The organism is Acidimicrobiales bacterium (assembly GCA_035533095.1).
GTDB lineage: Bacteria > Actinomycetota > Acidimicrobiia > Acidimicrobiales > Palsa-688 > DATLUM01.
Window position 1 is genome coordinate 14952 of the sequence record DATLUM010000037.1, and the last position, 15490, is coordinate 30441.

At 66.5% G+C, this 15490-nt stretch carries 12 protein-coding genes; 6 read left to right on the plus strand and 6 right to left on the minus strand.

Going from position 1 to position 15490, the window contains the following annotated elements:
* Positions 1 to 22: 22 nt before the first annotated feature.
* Positions 23 to 901: a hypothetical protein gene (locus VNF71_03355; protein ID HVA73580.1), complete on the minus strand. Its 879-nt coding sequence runs from the start codon at positions 899 to 901 to the stop codon at positions 23 to 25.
* A gap of 139 nt (positions 902 to 1040) precedes the next feature.
* Between VNF71_03355 and VNF71_03360 the strand changes: the two genes are divergently transcribed.
* Entirely contained in the window at positions 1041 to 2597 is a 1557-nt protein-coding gene (locus tag VNF71_03360) for a long-chain-fatty-acid--CoA ligase (protein ID HVA73581.1), read from the plus strand.
* 14 nt (positions 2598 to 2611) lie between these two features.
* Here the strand turns inward: VNF71_03360 and VNF71_03365 are convergent, their stop codons facing one another.
* Entirely contained in the window at positions 2612 to 2920 is a 309-nt protein-coding gene (locus tag VNF71_03365) for a hypothetical protein (GenBank protein HVA73582.1), read from the minus strand.
* An 85-nt stretch (positions 2921 to 3005) separates the two neighbouring features.
* Here VNF71_03365 and VNF71_03370 point away from each other — a divergent pair, with 85 nt between their 5' ends.
* Complete coding sequence (locus VNF71_03370) at positions 3006 to 3449, plus strand: hypothetical protein (protein HVA73583.1); 444 nt, start codon at positions 3006 to 3008, stop codon at positions 3447 to 3449.
* A gap of 82 nt (positions 3450 to 3531) precedes the next feature.
* Entirely contained in the window at positions 3532 to 6036 is a 2505-nt protein-coding gene (locus tag VNF71_03375; GenBank protein ID HVA73584.1) for a S53 family peptidase, read from the plus strand.
* A gap of 38 nt (positions 6037 to 6074) precedes the next feature.
* On the opposite strand, the gene VNF71_03380 is transcribed toward VNF71_03375, so the two are convergent.
* From VNF71_03380 to VNF71_03395, 4 genes are all read right to left on the minus strand, one after another.
* Complete coding sequence (locus VNF71_03380) at positions 6075 to 7010, minus strand: hypothetical protein (GenBank protein ID HVA73585.1); 936 nt, start codon at positions 7008 to 7010, stop codon at positions 6075 to 6077.
* Between the two features lie 132 nt (positions 7011 to 7142).
* Complete coding sequence (locus VNF71_03385; GenBank protein HVA73586.1) at positions 7143 to 7754, minus strand: sulfotransferase; 612 nt, start codon at positions 7752 to 7754, stop codon at positions 7143 to 7145.
* A gap of 131 nt (positions 7755 to 7885) precedes the next feature.
* Positions 7886 to 8659 carry an alpha/beta fold hydrolase gene (locus VNF71_03390; GenBank protein ID HVA73587.1) on the minus strand — a complete coding sequence of 258 codons (774 nt, stop codon included), beginning with the start codon at positions 8657 to 8659 and terminating at the stop codon, positions 7886 to 7888.
* 5 nt (positions 8660 to 8664) lie between these two features.
* Entirely contained in the window at positions 8665 to 9558 is an 894-nt protein-coding gene (locus tag VNF71_03395; GenBank protein HVA73588.1) for a patatin-like phospholipase family protein, read from the minus strand.
* Between the two features lie 83 nt (positions 9559 to 9641).
* Between VNF71_03395 and VNF71_03400 the strand changes: the two genes are divergently transcribed.
* From VNF71_03400 to VNF71_03410, 3 genes are all read left to right on the plus strand, one after another.
* On the plus strand, positions 9642 to 10625 hold the full coding sequence (locus VNF71_03400; protein ID HVA73589.1) for a D-2-hydroxyacid dehydrogenase: 984 nt from the start codon (positions 9642 to 9644) through the stop codon (positions 10623 to 10625).
* Positions 10626 to 10751: 126 nt separating this feature from the next.
* Positions 10752 to 10943 carry a hypothetical protein gene (locus tag VNF71_03405; GenBank protein ID HVA73590.1) on the plus strand — a complete coding sequence of 64 codons (192 nt, stop codon included), beginning with the start codon at positions 10752 to 10754 and terminating at the stop codon, positions 10941 to 10943.
* Positions 10944 to 11040: 97 nt separating this feature from the next.
* Positions 11041 to 15486 (plus strand): choice-of-anchor Q domain-containing protein, encoded by a 4446-nt coding sequence (locus VNF71_03410; GenBank protein ID HVA73591.1) that lies wholly within the window; start codon positions 11041 to 11043, stop codon positions 15484 to 15486.
* The last annotated feature ends 4 nt before the right edge of the window (positions 15487 to 15490 follow it).

Here is a 15490-nt window from a genome sequence, read left to right on the forward strand (position 1 = left end):
GGTGGGTGCCTGTACTGAAGAGTCAGCTGCTGCTCGACCCGGCCTGCTGGACGTCCTGGAGGAACTGCTTGAAGCTGACGACGTCCGACGACGGCGGCGCAGAGATGTTCACCGGAACCCCATAGTGGTCAACATTGAGATTCATCACCACGGACGAGCCCGATGAGACCGCCCCCATGTCGAGGTTCACCGACATCTGGCGGACCAGATGCGAGGAGTCGAGCCAGATCGTGATCGTCGGCGGTTGCATCTGCTGGATCGCGCTCTGGATCTGAGATGCCTGGCTCGAGTCGAATCCCATCTGGGACAGCTCGGTGGTGGCGGCTTTGAGCATCGATGCCTTGGTCGGAACGATCGAGAATCCGGTCGTGCTGTTCCCGTCGATCGTCTTCTGACCCAGGGGAGTGACCGACGCGCCCTGCTGTTCGAGCACCTTGAGCTGGGCGAACGGGTCGGAGCCGAAGATGTCCTGACCGGAACTCGGCACAGGCAGGCTCACCCAGTCCTTGCCGGTGAGGTCGGCGAAGCTCGAACTCCCGAAGTTGCCTCCCATGTACAGCTGACCGGAGGCGAGCAGTTCCTTGATGTTGATCGACTGGCCGGAGACTTTGGTCGAGAGGTTCAGCGACATCGCCTGCGAAACGAAGTCGGCAGCACCCGTTCCGGTGAGGGGAAGGTGCTGGCCGGCGACCGAGATCGTGCCGCTGAGCGTCAGGTCGGCTGTCTTCTGGTCGAGGGTGGTGTGGGCCGACTCGGCGACGAGGGCTGCCGGCGTGACGGTCACCGACTGCGTCGTCGCGCGCGAGCAGGCTCCCGCGAGCGCCGTAACCCCGACTGCCGCGACCGCCAGGCAGCGGACAGCACGGGACCTCGAAAACGATGCCCCCGTTCGAATCCTCATTGTCCCTCCCCGTCGAACGACGGGCCCCCCACCTTGAGCGACGCCGCCTGCGTTTTGCGCGATTCGGCATCTATGGGATGCTCAATCGAGCGAGAACGGATCCTAGGACGGTGAGACGAGTGCTGCGAGGCAAGAAGCCATGAAAGAGCTGGTCTATCACCGGTACCTGCTGCCCGCCGTGGCCCGCTTCCCGGACAAGCCGGCGGTCCTCGACGGCGACTTCACCGCGACCTACGCCGAGCATCTCAGCAGGGTCAACCGGCTCGCCTCCGGGATGCGTAAGGAACTCGGCGTCGACAAAGGTTCGCGCTTCGCGGTCATGGCACTCAACGGCCACCAGTACCTCGAGCTGTACCACTCGTCGCTGCTGTCGGGAAGCATCCTGAACCCGCTCAATCTGCGCCTCGCGGCCAAGGAGCTCGCCTTCATATTGAAGGACTCCGGCGCGACGGTCTGCTTCGCGGACGGTTTCTTCGCCCCCCTGATCGACAAGGTGAGGGCCGAGGCGGGGTTGCAGAAGATTGTGTTGATCGGTGCCGGCGACGTCCCCCACGACTTGGACTACGAGTCGGTCGTCGGCGCGGGCGAGGACGTGCTTCCTTCCGAGCCCGAAGAGGACGACACGTCGATCCTGATGTACACGGGAGGTACCACGGGACTGCCCAAGGGCGTAGTCATCGACAACCGCGCACTGATGCTCGATCTCTACAAGGTTGCAACCCGCTGGGGGATGGACGAAAGATTCGTCTACCTGCACCAGACCCCGATGTTCCACGCAGCGTCGCTAGGAGCCATCCTCGCCATCCCCGCGGTCGGCGGCCAGACGACGTTCGTGCCGCTGTTCGACCCGCCGGCGGTGCTCGACGTGATCGAGGCACGCAAGGTGACCATGACGGTGATGGTCCCGACGATGATCTCGATGCTCTTGAACCACCCGAGTTTCAAACCCGAGCGTCTCGCCTCGCTGAGCGTCCTCACCTACGGCGCCTCGCCGATGCCGACGGCACTGGTCGAGAGGCTGCTTTCCCTCTTCCCCGACATGGCGCTGTTCCAGGGTTACGGGATGACCGAGAACTGCGGTTTGCTCACCGCTCTCGGACCCGACGAGCACCGGAGGGGCGGCGACATCCTGCGCTCGGCTGGCCGGCCGCTTCCGGGCTCGGTCGTGTGCATCCAGGACGAGGAGGGCAACCTCCTTCCACCGGGTGAGACGGGCGAGGTCTGCGCGCGTGCGGGCAACTACATGCGTGAGTACTGGAACCGCCCCGATGAGACGGCGGCGGCATTCGCCGGCGACTGGTACCACACCGGCGACGCCGGCTACATCGACGACCACGGCTACGTCTACCTCGTCGACCGGGTCAAGGACATGATCGTCACGGGCGGGGAGAACGTCTACTCGGCGGAGGTGGAGAACGCCATCTCGTCGCACCCCGGCGTGGCGCAGGTCGCGGTCATCGGCGTGCCGTCGGAGAAGTGGGGTGAGGAGGTGCTCGCGATCATCGTGCCGAAGGAGGGCGCGGACCTCGACGGGGATGCCATAACGGAGTGGGCCCGCGAGCGGATCGCCGGGTACAAGGTGCCCAAGCAGGTCGAGTTTCGCGCGGAGCCTCTACCGCTCTCCGGGGCGATGAAGGTGCTCAAGCGCGAGCTGCGCGCCCCTTACTGGGAGGGGAAGGAGCGCGCCGTCCACTAAAGAGGTGCGCGCGCTCACGGTTGCGTGTCGGTCGTGGTCGTCGGGCAGGAAAGCGAGCTGCCGACGAGCGACCCGAGTTGCTGCTGCACCGCAGCCGGGATGCCGCTGGCGGAGCCGCCGCCGGCGTCGGCGACCGCTTGCTGGTTGGCGCACACGCTGTTGATCCCGTTGCGGGCGACGTTGCCCGGGTTGAGGGGGGAGGCGGGGCTGGACGAGTTGCAGGAGCGGGCACCGATGACCGTGCAGATCAGCAGCACGAACAGCGTCACCACCTTGAGCATCAACCGCGCTCGCACCTGAGCGGAATCGGCGGCTGGAACCACCGCCTGGAGTGCAGGAGGCGAAGGCAGCGTGGTTTTCCTTAAAGGAGCCGACCGCCGGCCTGGCGAACACAACGTTCAATGGGTTTTGGGCGATTTGCACGGATCGGAGTGGCGGCGGCTCTGGTGGCGGGGCTGGCCTGGGCGGCCGAGGGCCCCGCGAAAGCCGACCTCGCCGGCCCGGGCTGCGACTCGGCGCTCACTGCCGCCGCGTACTACTCCGGCGGAACGGCCGCCCCTCCGGCCGTCGCCGCTCATCCCTGCCTGGCTCAGCGTCACGTTCGACGCGCTGGACGCCAACCCCGTCTTCTACGGGTCCGCCCTCAACGCAGCTTCGGACCCTGTCCGCACGAGCGCCCCACCGGCGGCCCGCGACGACTACATAGGAATGGACATCACACCGGCCGGAACGCCGTGGGCGAGCTTCGCGGCTTCGTGTCCAGGCCCGGTCGGCGGGTCGTCGCCCGCTTGCGCCGGGCAGTCCTCCAACCCCGAAGCCAACCAGGCGGTGGCGGGCAAGTTGGCCTTCTAGGCAGGAAAAGTCGGTCTTTATAACGAAATTCCGCTCAATGCACCCATACCTGCCTGGGGCCGGTGCGAGGAGGAGCAGCGGCGTGTTCGAGGAGCGTGGGCGGAAGATCGGCGTGAGAAAATTGCTCGCGGCGGCAGTGGCGGTCGGCCTGAGCGGATGGCTGGCGCTGCCGGCGCTGGCGTCGGTCGGCCTGCCCTCTGCCCCTTCCGGCGTCGAGCAGCTGCCGGTGGACGTGCTGCCGGGCCTGAACCTGCTGGCACCCACCGGGGCCGCGCCGGCGGGGCAGGTGTTGCAGATCGGTGTGGGGCTGTCGTTGCCGAACCTGGCCGGCGCCAAGACGTACGAACAGTCGGAGTACGACCCATCGAGCCCCAACTACCACCACTTCCTCACCCCGGCGCAGTTCGACTCCATGTTCGGGGTTCCGGCCCAGACATACGACCGTGTGGTGTCCTGGCTGCGATCGGGTGGTCTCACGATCACCCAGACGACCGGAGCAGGTGACTGGGTGGCGGCGTCGGGCACCGTCGCGCAACTCGACAAGCTGTTCTCCACGAGCATCGACTCGTACTCGGTGAAGGGCGTGTCCTTTGTCGCCAACACCACCGCGCCGACGGTTCCCGCCGGCGACTCGATCCTCACTGTCGTAGGGCTCAACACCCTCCAGCGGTTCTCGACTCCCAAGGCGCCCGCGGGCGCCGCGGTCCCGGCCGCGTCGGGGCCGTCGGTGCCTGGCTGCCTGCCGTCGTGTACCTACGGCCCGTCCGACATGTGGTCGGTCTACGACATGCCGGCGAGCGACACTGGCCAGGGGCAGAGCCTCGCCATCTTCGGCGAGGGCCGCACCGACAACGTCATCTCCGACCTGCGCGACTTCGAGAACAACTACAAGTTGCCCCAGGTTCCCGTCACCGTGAAGAACGTGGGAGCCGGCCCGTTCAGCGACAATTCGGGTCAGGTCGAGTGGGACCTCGACACGCAGTCGAGCACCGGCGTGGCGCCCGGTCTCTACAACGTCGACCTGTACTTCGCCAACTCGTTGTACGACGCGTCGGTCGAGAGCCTCTTCACCAAGTGGGTCACCGACAACATCGACAAGCAGGCCAACGCGTCCTTCGGGGAGTGCGAGACCAACCCGACCAACCCGGTCACCGGGCCGCTCGCGCAGCTGCCCTACGGATCCGAGCTCGGTGACGACCTCCAGCCTGTCGCCGAAGCGACGCTGCTGGAGGCGACCACCCAGGGCCAGACCCTCTTCGCGTCCGCCGGCGACACGGGGTCGTCCTGCCCGGCCATCGTGCTGCCGGTCGTCGGCGCCGGCAACGGCGTCGCCAACCAGGGTGTGCCGCTCGACAACTACCCCTGCGCCAGCGACTACGCGGTGTGTGTCGGAGGCACCGTCTTGTGGTCCGACGGCAACACCCCGCCGCAGCGCGCGATCGAGCGGGCGTGGGAATTCACCGGCGGGGGCGCCGCCCTGTTCCAGGCGCAGCCCGCCTTCCAGAAGGGTGTCAGCGCGATCAACGTTCCGTGCGTCGCCGACTACACCGTAAGCCCGTTCGCGCCCGGCACGATCTGCCGGGGTGCGCCGGACGTCGCCGCCATGTCGGGCGACATCAGCGACAACGGTTACAACATCTACGAGAGCGGAGCGCTGGTCCAAGGTGGGGGGGCGGGGACGAGCCTGAGCTCGCCGCTGTGGGTCGGGATGTGGAGCCGTATCCAGGCGGCTGCGCCTGGGGCCACTCAGGCTGACGGGACGATGGCGTATCCGGGTCTCGGTTTCGCCGACCCGCTCATCTACAAGACCGCCGAGAACGCCACCGACTACGCGAAGGACTTCTTCGACGTCACCCTCGGGGACAACGGCGTCTACCACGCGGCTCCCGGTTGGGACTACGTGTCGGGCTGGGGCGTACCGGACGTCACCAACCTGATGGAGACGCTCGACGGTGGCAACACCAAACCCGTCAACAACATCAGCCCGACGCCGCCACCGCCCCCGTCGACCGGGAGCTGCAACGCGCTGTGGATCAGCCAAGCCCACACCGCCACCGACCTGTTCGGCAACAGCGACCCTCAGCTCACCCTGCTCGAGGGTGACATGGCTCCCGGACCCAACGGGACGCTCGCAGTCAAGCTAACCGTCGAGAACCTGTCGCAGACGGTGCCGGCCGGGGCCACCGGCGCCGACTGGTACATGACCTGGACCTACAACGGCACCGAGTACTTCGCCCAGGCGCAGATCGGCCCGGCACCGGGGGTGGCGCCGACGTTCGACGACGGGACCGTCAACAAGGTCGGCTCGAGCAACCAGTACCAGGCCGCCAACACCGACACCGGTAGCTTCAAGCTCGGCAAGGACGGGGTGGTCGAGATCGACGTCCCGCTCAAGAACGTGGGCAACCCGCCGGCGGGCGCGACGCTCAGCCAGCCGGCCGGGGCTACTTACATCGAGGTCGGCGTGCCTCCGAACCCGACCGGGGCGGGGGTGGCGTCCTTGCAGGGAGTCGACGCCGGCGGCCCGACCAACAACTACTCGGTCGGAAGCACGACCGGCACGAGCGGGTGCACTCTTCCCGAGTAGCGCCGGCTACCTGCATCGGCTGAGGTGCTGGGGGCGACTCAGCCGATGCAGGAGTAGTCGCCGTCGTAGGGGTGGCCGGCCCACTGGGTGATCTCCACCCCGCCGGCGGTGAAGGGCGCCAGCGAGCAGTCCGACACAGCGCCGCTCTCCCCGCGCGCGCCGGGCACCCAGTCGGGGAGGCTCGCCAGGTTGCCCGCCGCGGCACCTGTCGGCGTTCCCGTGATCTGGTTCCACTGGTAGCTCGTCGAGTAGATGCCGATCTGGTGCGCCGGCGAACCAGTGGCGGCTTGGGCGGCCGCGTTCACCGCGTCGACCATGCCCTGCAGGTCTGCAATGTTCATCGCCAGGCCGTCGGGGACTGAGCTGCTCTGCCAGCTGTTGCCCGTCTCCACGTCGAGCCATACCGGGTAGTTGAAGAGGCGACCTCCGGTAACGGAGTTGAAGTCGGAGAGATCACCAACGATGTCACCGCCGCTGTAGGCGATGCCCGCGACCATGTCGAAGCCGTAGATGTACGCGCAGGCTGGGCTGTTCGCGCCCGGGCCGGAGGGGCCTGAGGCATAGCCGCAATCGCCATCGGGCGTGGACGCGCTCGCATAGGCGCCGAGCTGGGTAGGTGACGGCCAGTCGGCCACACTGTTGCCGGGGTCGGCCGTGTTCAGGTACAGCTGCGCCAGAGCCTGCTTGGTCCCACCCGCCGACTGCTGGGCGTAGGCGAACTCGGCACCGAGGCAGGAGTTGTAGTCGTTGGCCAGGCCACCGTTCACTCCCACGATCGCGAACGCCTCGCCGGACGGGAGGCTCGTCCCCGGGCATTGCGGGTAGGAGACGTCGATCCCGGCCGGTTGGGCCGAACCTCCACCGCCTCCGCCGGGCTTGCCGTGGTTGGCCGCCCAGGCAGGGGTGGCGCCTGCGAGCAGTGTCGAGGCGAATGCGACAGCTGCCAGCGGCCGGGTGAACATCCTGCTTCTCATCGTTGTGCGTCCCCTCTCCGGCTGCAGCCGCCCTGCCTCCGTCGGCACCAGACTCTAGACGGCTGGCGCCTGCGCCGGTATCACGGCCGGCGGGACGGGGTGGCGGGGGACGGGTGGTGCCGACTGGACGGCTTACAGGCCAGCCATCGCCTTGAAGTCGTCGGTGGTGTTCACGTGAGGGAAAGGCTCGTCAGGAACGGCGATACCGAGCCCCTCGCAGATCGGGCCCCAACCGTCCGCCGGCCTCCACTCGATCAGGCGTCGCGGCTCGACCGAGTCGCGCACCGCTTGGTTGTGCGCTTCGTACGCGGCGATGGCGGCGTCTCTGTCAGCGTAGGACGGGGTGAACTTGTCGAGCATGTCCACCGACATCGCGAACCAGGGGTCGTCCGCGGTTCCCGGCCCGCGCTGCATCACCTTCAGGATCGTCTCGGAGAAGCTGCGCCACCACGCCGCGGCGTCGTCGCGGACCGAAAGCAGCACTACCGAATCCGGGAAAGCCCTGTGCAGGTCATCCCACACCGCTGCCGCCGGCCAGTCGACCGCGGCGGTGAACCCCTCGAGCATGGCTTCCCAGTCGGGTTGCTCGCCCCTGATCGCTCCGTGCCACAGCGCTATGTGTTGCGGCCTCGGGAACAACTCCGTCATGTGATAGCAGGTGCCCCCGAGCAGCTTCTCGAGCGCGATCTTCAACGAGTGGGTCCCGGTCCTGCCGAGCCCGGCTCCTACGACTGTGAGCCCCATGGCCGAGACGCTAGCCGGGACGTCACCCGGGCGGCGCTATCCGGTCTTGCTCTCCTCCTTGATGCCGGCCTTGCCCGCGAATACCTCGACGAGCTTCGAACAGAAGGCGGGGAGGTCGTCGGGCTTGTGGCTCAGAGCGTCGCGAGGAAGCCGAGCACAGCCTCGTCGAATGCTTCGGGCTGGTCGATGTTGGCGGCGTGGCCGGCTCCGGGGATGACGGCTTTGGTCGCTCCCGGGATCTTCGCCGCCATCACGTCCGCTGCCGTGAGGAAGGGCTTGTCGTCCGCGCCGACCAGCACAAGCGTCGGAACCTTTATGGTCGGAAGCGACTCGATGACGCTGGGGTCGCGCTGGGTGAGGATGTGCCGTGCGGCGAGCGCCAGACCACGCGCGCTGCGGTGCGGGTTGTCGCGGACCTCTGCGCTTTCGCCCAGCGCGGCAAGACCTTTCGTGTCGAGTTGGTCGGCGCGGCGGCGGGCCGTGTCGTTCCATTGCTCTCGCGGCTCGTCCCGCTTGTAGCCGGGGCCCGTGTCGCACAGGACGAGCGCCGTGACCCGCTTGGGGTAGCGGATGTTGAACGCCAGCGAGAGGTACCCGCCAAGCGAGAGCCCGCCGATGACGGCGGTCTGCTCGCCCACGGCGTCGAGGACGGCCGCCATGTCCTGCACGGAAAGCTCCTCGCTGTAGAGGGCTGGGTCGTCCGGCGAATCGCTCCTGCCGTGCCCCCGGATGTCCCAGGTGACCACTACCCGGTCCCGGGCGAGGGCCGGAAGGTTTCCGTTCCACATCTGGGTCGTCGCGCCGTAGCCGTGACTTAGCAGCAGCGCCGGCCCCCTGGCTTCGCCTGCGTGGGGGCCATGGACCTCGTAATGGATAGCGACGCCGTCGCGGTCGAGCTCGGGCATGGCGGTCAGCTCGTCCAGAAGCCGGCGAGGCGGGAAGCCTCCGCTTGTCCTTGGCGCAGCCCGGCCTCGTATGCCGCTCCCGTGCTCGCGAAGTCCATCAGGTTCATGCCCCACCCGCTGATTTCGAGCATCTCGGAGCCAGGAACGACACACTCGACTTCAGACCCGCCGTCACGGAGCATGTCCAGCTGCGCGCGGGTCGCGCCGAGCATGGCGTCGAGACCGGGGATCGCGAAGCCCTCGGGGACCTCGAGGACTGTGCAAGAGACGACTAGAACCGTGCCCGCACCCGCGGCCACATCGGCGTTGAGCATGTCGCGCAGCCCTCCATCCATCCAGCGCTTGCCATTGATGGTCACGGGTGGGAACACGCACGGCACCGCGCAACTGGACGCGATCGCCAGCTGTGCGTCGACGGCCGAGTCCGTTTCCCAAACCTTGAAACGACCTGTAGCCGTGTCGACCGCCGTGCACGCAAAGCCTTCGGGCCAATCGGCTCCCGCGAAGTCGGCGAAGCCGGCCAGCCAGCGGTCCTCGTCGACGGTGCTTGCTGCCAGAGCCATCTTCCCGAGGCGAGAGCGGATCTCCTCCGCTTCGTCGGGGTGGGCGGCGGCATCGGCGACGGTGGCGAGGAGGATCTCGAGATCCTGCGCCGCTTTCGCGGGGTCGCTGTCGCCCGCGAGCGGGCCGCCCTCGCTGGCCCGGTTCACGAGCTCCTTGGCCTCAGTCAGGTCCCCTCCGGATGCGAGCGTGAACCCCACGACCGATCCGGCCGACGTTCCGACGATCCTGTCCGCGGCGGCGATGTCGACGCCGTTCCGCGCGAGACCGACCAGCAGTCCGGCCTCCCACCCGATTCCGACCGGACCACCTCCACCCAGGACCACAGCACGTGTCATGCGCGGGAGGCTAACTGGGCAGAACTGCGACGGCCACTCTGACCGGGCGATCCGCAGCCAGGACCTTGGCTTAGTCTCGCCGGGTGCGAGTGCTCCTGACGTCGGTCGCGTACGAACGCTTCTGGCGGCAGTTGTCGCGGCCGGCGGTCGAGGCCTTGATCATGGAGAAAGACGGACGGCTGCGTACGGAAACCGGAGACACGGTCGACCGGGACGCGGCGGACCCCGAGGTCGCATGGGGAACCTCCGACCTGTATGCAGAAGGATCGCCCATCCGTTCGTTCCTCGGTCTGATCCGGCGGGCGCCGTCGCTGAAGTGGTTCCAGTCGCCGGCGGCGGGATTCGACGATCCCATCTTCGGCGAAATGGCTCGACGAGGTGTACGGATCACCAACGCGCACGTCAACGGCGTCCCGATTGCAGAGTTCGTGATGCGCGCGGTGCTCGACCACTTCCAGGCCGCCGGTCTCTGGCGGGACGCGGAGGCGGCACGGAGTTGGAAGACACACGACTGGCGGGAGATCAGCGGCACCACCTGGCTGGTGATCGGACTCGGATCGATTGGTGGCGGCGTTGCAAGGCGAGCGAGAGCCTTCGGGGCTGAGGTCATCGGCTGTAGGCGACATCCCGAACCCACGGATCCTGTCGACCGCTCTGTCCGGCTGGCAGAACTGGTATCTGTCGTCCCCGACGCTGATGTTGTCGTGCTCGCCGTGCCGGCTACTTCGGTGACGAAGGGTCTCGTCGGCCCCGCCTTCCTGAATGCGATGAAACCCGGGTCCCTGCTCGTGAACGTGGCGCGGGGAAGCCTGGTCGACGAGGACGCCTTGCTGGCGGCCCTCGAGCGGGGCGTCCCGGAGGCGGCGGTCCTCGACGTCTTTGCGACCGAACCGCTGCCAGCCGACCACCCGTTTTGGACACACCCTTCCGTGAGAGTGAGCCCACACAACTCTGCCGGAGGTACCGGTCGTTACGGCCGCCAGGCAGAGTTGTTCGAGATCAACCTCGACCTCTACTTGAGGGGTCGTCCGATGCAGAACGACATCACTGATCTGGCCGCCGGCTAGCGAAACGCGAACCCAAACCCAACGCGAACCCAACGGGCGAACTACACGGCAGCAATCCTGCGGATTGGTACGGCGTTGGTACGCCACTGGTACACCAGCGGTACAGCGCGTTCTTAAGGTCCCGACGTGATCGTGTCTTTTGTCCTGCGACTTCGCGCGGAGGAACTGGCGGAAGGCCGGATCACAGGAGAGATGGAAGAAGTTGTGTCCGGTGAGCGAAGAGCGATCCGGAGCCTCGACGAAGTGAACATGTTCTGCATCGAGTGTGGACAAAAGTTCGAGCCTGGCTCGACTGAGGAGGGCAGCAATGTCAAGTGACCAGGGTCGGCCCGGAACGACGGGCCGTGGTGGAGGCGTTATGCGGCGCGGGCGTAACGCCGAGGCGCCGCGTTTTCGCGCTTGGAGTTGGCGGGTGGTGGCAGCGACATCGCTCGTGATGTGGGGTGTGTTGGGCGCGATGCAGACCACCGCAGCCAGCGCCTCCACCGCAGCGACCAGCGGTGGCGCGGCCTCGAAGGCGCCGCATCCGGCGAAGCACACCGCCAAGCCCGCGCCGGCGCCGACCAAGCCCACCTCCTCGGGGACGGGTTGGAGCCAGACGGCGTTCAACGCGAGGCACACCTCGCCGGCCAACAAGGCGGGTGTGATCACGGCCTCGTCGAAGATGAATTTCGCGACGACCAATCCGGTCGTCTTCACGGTGAACACCTTTGCTGACGACGCTTCAGGCACTGCGGCCAACTGCGCGTCAGGCAGTGCGACGCCCTGCACCCTTCGCGACGCGGTAGCGGCCGCCGACGACAGCTCGACCGTCCAGGCCGCTGTCATCAAGCTGGCACCCGGTCTCTACCAGCTGGTGTACGGGACCCTCAGCCTCACCAACCCCAACGGCACCCTCGTCGAACCGACGAGCGGTGACGCGTCCGGGACGGTCGTGGCGATCCCGGAGGGTTCCGACCCCGCGGGGCCCGCTGGCGCGGTCTCCACTCCGGTGGTCTCCCAGACGGACAACGCCGACAGCGCCACAAGTGACTACACCGTCGACTTCACCACCTCGGTGGGTGGCGCGCTTCCGGGCTCCTCGACGATCACGATCGCCGCTCCGGCGGGCACGGTCCTGCCAGCGAGCGGTTATACGGTGACGGACGAGATTTCCAGCGACTTCAGCCCGACTGTCGCGTCGGTCAGCCGCTCGAACAGCGGCTCCACCGCCACGCTGACGCTCACCCCGGCTACCGGATACCCCGAGGTGCCGCCGGCGCAGGCTCTTCATGTATCGATCCCCGGGGTGCAAAACCCGACGGCGACCTCGCCTGCGAACCTGACCGTTGCGACCAGCGCGGACACGACCCCGGTGTCGTCGATCGACTACAGCATCGTCGCTGCCAGCGGCGAGGTCACCGGAGTCTCGGCCAGCACGAGCTCGCTGGCCGCTCAGGCGACCGGGACGACCTACACGGTCAACTTCACGCCCGCTACGGCATTGTCCGGTGACGCCACGCCGGCGGACACCGTAACGATCACAGCTCCTGCGGGAACCGACTTCACGTCCAGCACCGCGACCGACTACACGGCGTGCTCCGGCTCCGGATGCACCCCCTCTGCGGTTTTCGCCTCGGCTGCTCCAGCCGCGGGTCCCGGCTCGAGCACCGACAACCAGGTGGTCCTCACGTTGGCGGCTGGTCAGAGCCTTCCCGCCGGCCAGCCAGTTAAGGTCCAGGCTGCAAATGTGACGAACCCGCCCGCACCGTCCGCGGCCGAGGTTCTCAGCGTCGTGACCTCACAGGACACCACTCCCACGTGGTCGTCTGCGTACTCGACCACAGCTTCCAGCGACGGGAGCATCTTCTCGATCGACACGTCGTCGAACAGCGGTCTCAGCGAGATCAACAGCCTGAGCCTGGTCGGCGGCGCCACGTCCAATGGCGCCGGCGTCTACCAGGGCAGCAACGGCCCGGTTGAGCTCGACAACAACAACTTCTTCGACAACTACGCCAGCAGTGACGGCGGCGGTGCTTATGTCGACGGCGTTGCTTACCTGTCGAACGACACATTCAGCACTGAGAGCAGTTATGACGGCGGGGGTCTGTACGCCCACAGCGGCAGCGACGTCCTGGTCAACAACGTGACCTTCGACTACAGCTACGCCGGTTACGGTGGCGGTGCCGACTTCGAGGGAATCCTCTCCGGCTCGGGTGTCACCGCCAACTACGACAGCGTCGGCTATAGCAGCGAGTACGGCGGAGGTCTCTACCTCGACACTTACGACACCCAGCTGAGTGGCGTCACCGCCAACTACGACTCGGCCGCCAGCGGTGGTGGCATTTACGAGTATGACTACTCCGCCACTCTCACCAATGTCGTGGCCGACCATGACACGGCGAGCAATGAGGGCGGAGGCTGGTACGAGGATGCGTACACGGTCACGCTCAACTCGTCGCCGGGCTTTGTCAACGACTTCTCGAATGACTCGTCCTACGACGGCGGCGGCATCTACATCGACGACTACAGCGATATCCTGTCCAACGTCACGGCCAACAACGACACGGCCTCCGACGAAGGTGGTGGAATCAACATCGACTTCACCGCCGGCGCTCACTTCACCAATGTCTCCGCCTCCGGTGACACCGCCTATAACGGCGGCGGGGTCTATGCCTACGAGGTTTCCGGCAACCTCACGTGGAACGGTGGCACGCTCGGATCCGCCATCGCCCCGAGCTCTACCGCATCGTGCTCCAGCGGGACGGCGTCCTCCGACACCGCCAGCTACGAGGGCGGCGGGTTCTATCTGGAGGACAGCAGCTACAACGGCACGATCGCCCTTAACGGACTCACCATCGACGGCAATGTCGCGGAATACGGCGGTGGTTTCTTCAACGACTACAACTACGAGTCGGGACTCACAATCACCAACTCAAACATGTCCGGTAACGCTGCATGCGACGACGGCAGTGGCGAAGGAGGCGGCATTTGGGGCGGCTACGCCGTACCAAGCCTCGTTAACACGACCGTCGACTACAACTACGCCGACAGCGATGGGGGCGGTGTATATCTCTACCCCGAGTACGAGTACAGCAGCTTCGACATGACCGGAGGGTCGCTGTCGAACAACCAGGCTCCCTATGGGGTTGGTGGTGCCCTAGCTATCTACGATTACGACAACTACTCGACGACGACCCTGTCAAATGTGACCGTCGACCACAACAGCGCCACGTACGGCGGTGGTATCTACAACGACGGAGGCGTGCTGAAGGTCGTCGGAGGGTCTCTCTCCAATGACACCGCCAGCTCCTCGAGCGGTGGTTGGGGTGGCGCCCTGGTCGACGAGCAGGACGAGCCCGAAGTCACCAACATCTCCGGTGCGACCCTGGCCAACGACAGCGGCACAGGCGACCCTGGATACAACGGTGCCGGTGCCATATACGAAGCTGGCTACGAGCAGCTCACACTGACGAATGACAGCTTCTCCGCTGACAGCGGTGACTGGGGGGGAGCCCTCTACGTGGATGACTACGACGAGGCCGTCCATATCACCGGTTCGACTTTCTCGGGCAACACCGCTCCCGGGACGACGGCTGACAACGGTGGGGGAGGCGCCATCTACAACGACGGATGGTTGACGTCGCTGACCAACGACACCCTGACGGGTAACTCGGTGACCAACGGTTCCGGTGGTGCGATTTACAACGACTACAACCTCGACATGTCCGAGGTGACGGTCGCCTCCAACACGGCTTCCACCGGTGCGGGTGGCATCGACGACGAGTGGACCGCCACGGCGGGTTACTCGATCCTCTCTGGCGACACTCCCGTCGAGTGCGCCGGTGACGGCCTCCCGTTGGGATCCGCGGGCTACAACGTGGTGTCGGATACAACCTGCGGCGTTCAATCGCAGGGTGACAACACGGGCGTCAACGCCAACGTCGAGCCCCTGGCCGACAACGGTGGGCCCACCGAGACGATGGCACTGCCGGTCAACAGCCCGGCTGTCAACATCAAGGTGGCGAATAGCTGCCCGAGCAGCTACGACCAGCGTGGAGATGCCCGCCCGACCAGCATCCTGGGGGTCACCGGTTGTGATGCCGGTGCTTACCAGAGCCCGGCCGTGCTACCGCACGGCTACTGGCTGGCAGCCTCCGATGGTGGAGTCTTCACCTTCGGCGACGTCGGGTACTACGGCTCCAAGGGCGGTCAGCATCTGAACGCCCCGGTCGTCGGCATCGCAGAGACGCCCAGCGGCAAGGGATACTGGCTGGTCGCTTCCGACGGTGGTGTGTTCAACTTCGGTGACGCCACCTATTACGGCTCCAAGGGCGGCCAGCACCTGAACGCCCCAATAGTCGGGATCGCGGCGGCACCAAACGGCATGGGTTACTGGCTGGTCGCCGCAGACGGTGGCGTGTTCAACTTCGGACCAGGAGCCGCCTTTTATGGCTCCGAAGGCAGCACGGTGCTGAACAAACCCGTCGTTGGCATGGCGGTCACAGCAAGTGGCAACGGTTACTGGCTGGTCGCCTCCGACGGAGGGGTGTTCACCCACGGTGATGCCGGATACTTCGGTTCCGAGGGCAGCCAACACCTGAACTCCCCGGTCGTGGGCATGGCGTCCCCCGACCAGGGTGGCTACTGGCTGGTCGCCTCCGACGGTGGCATCTTCAGGTTCGGTGACGTCGGGTTCTTCGGCTCGCACGGCGGGTCGCCATTGAACAAGCCTGTAGTGGGCATGGCGGCGCCTGATCTGGGTGGCTACTGGCTGGCGGCCTCCGACGGTGGCATCTTCAACTATGGGGATGCCGGGTACTTCGGCTCCAAGGGTGGTCAGCATCTGAACGCCCCGGTCGTCGGTATGTCCGGCTTCTAGCAAC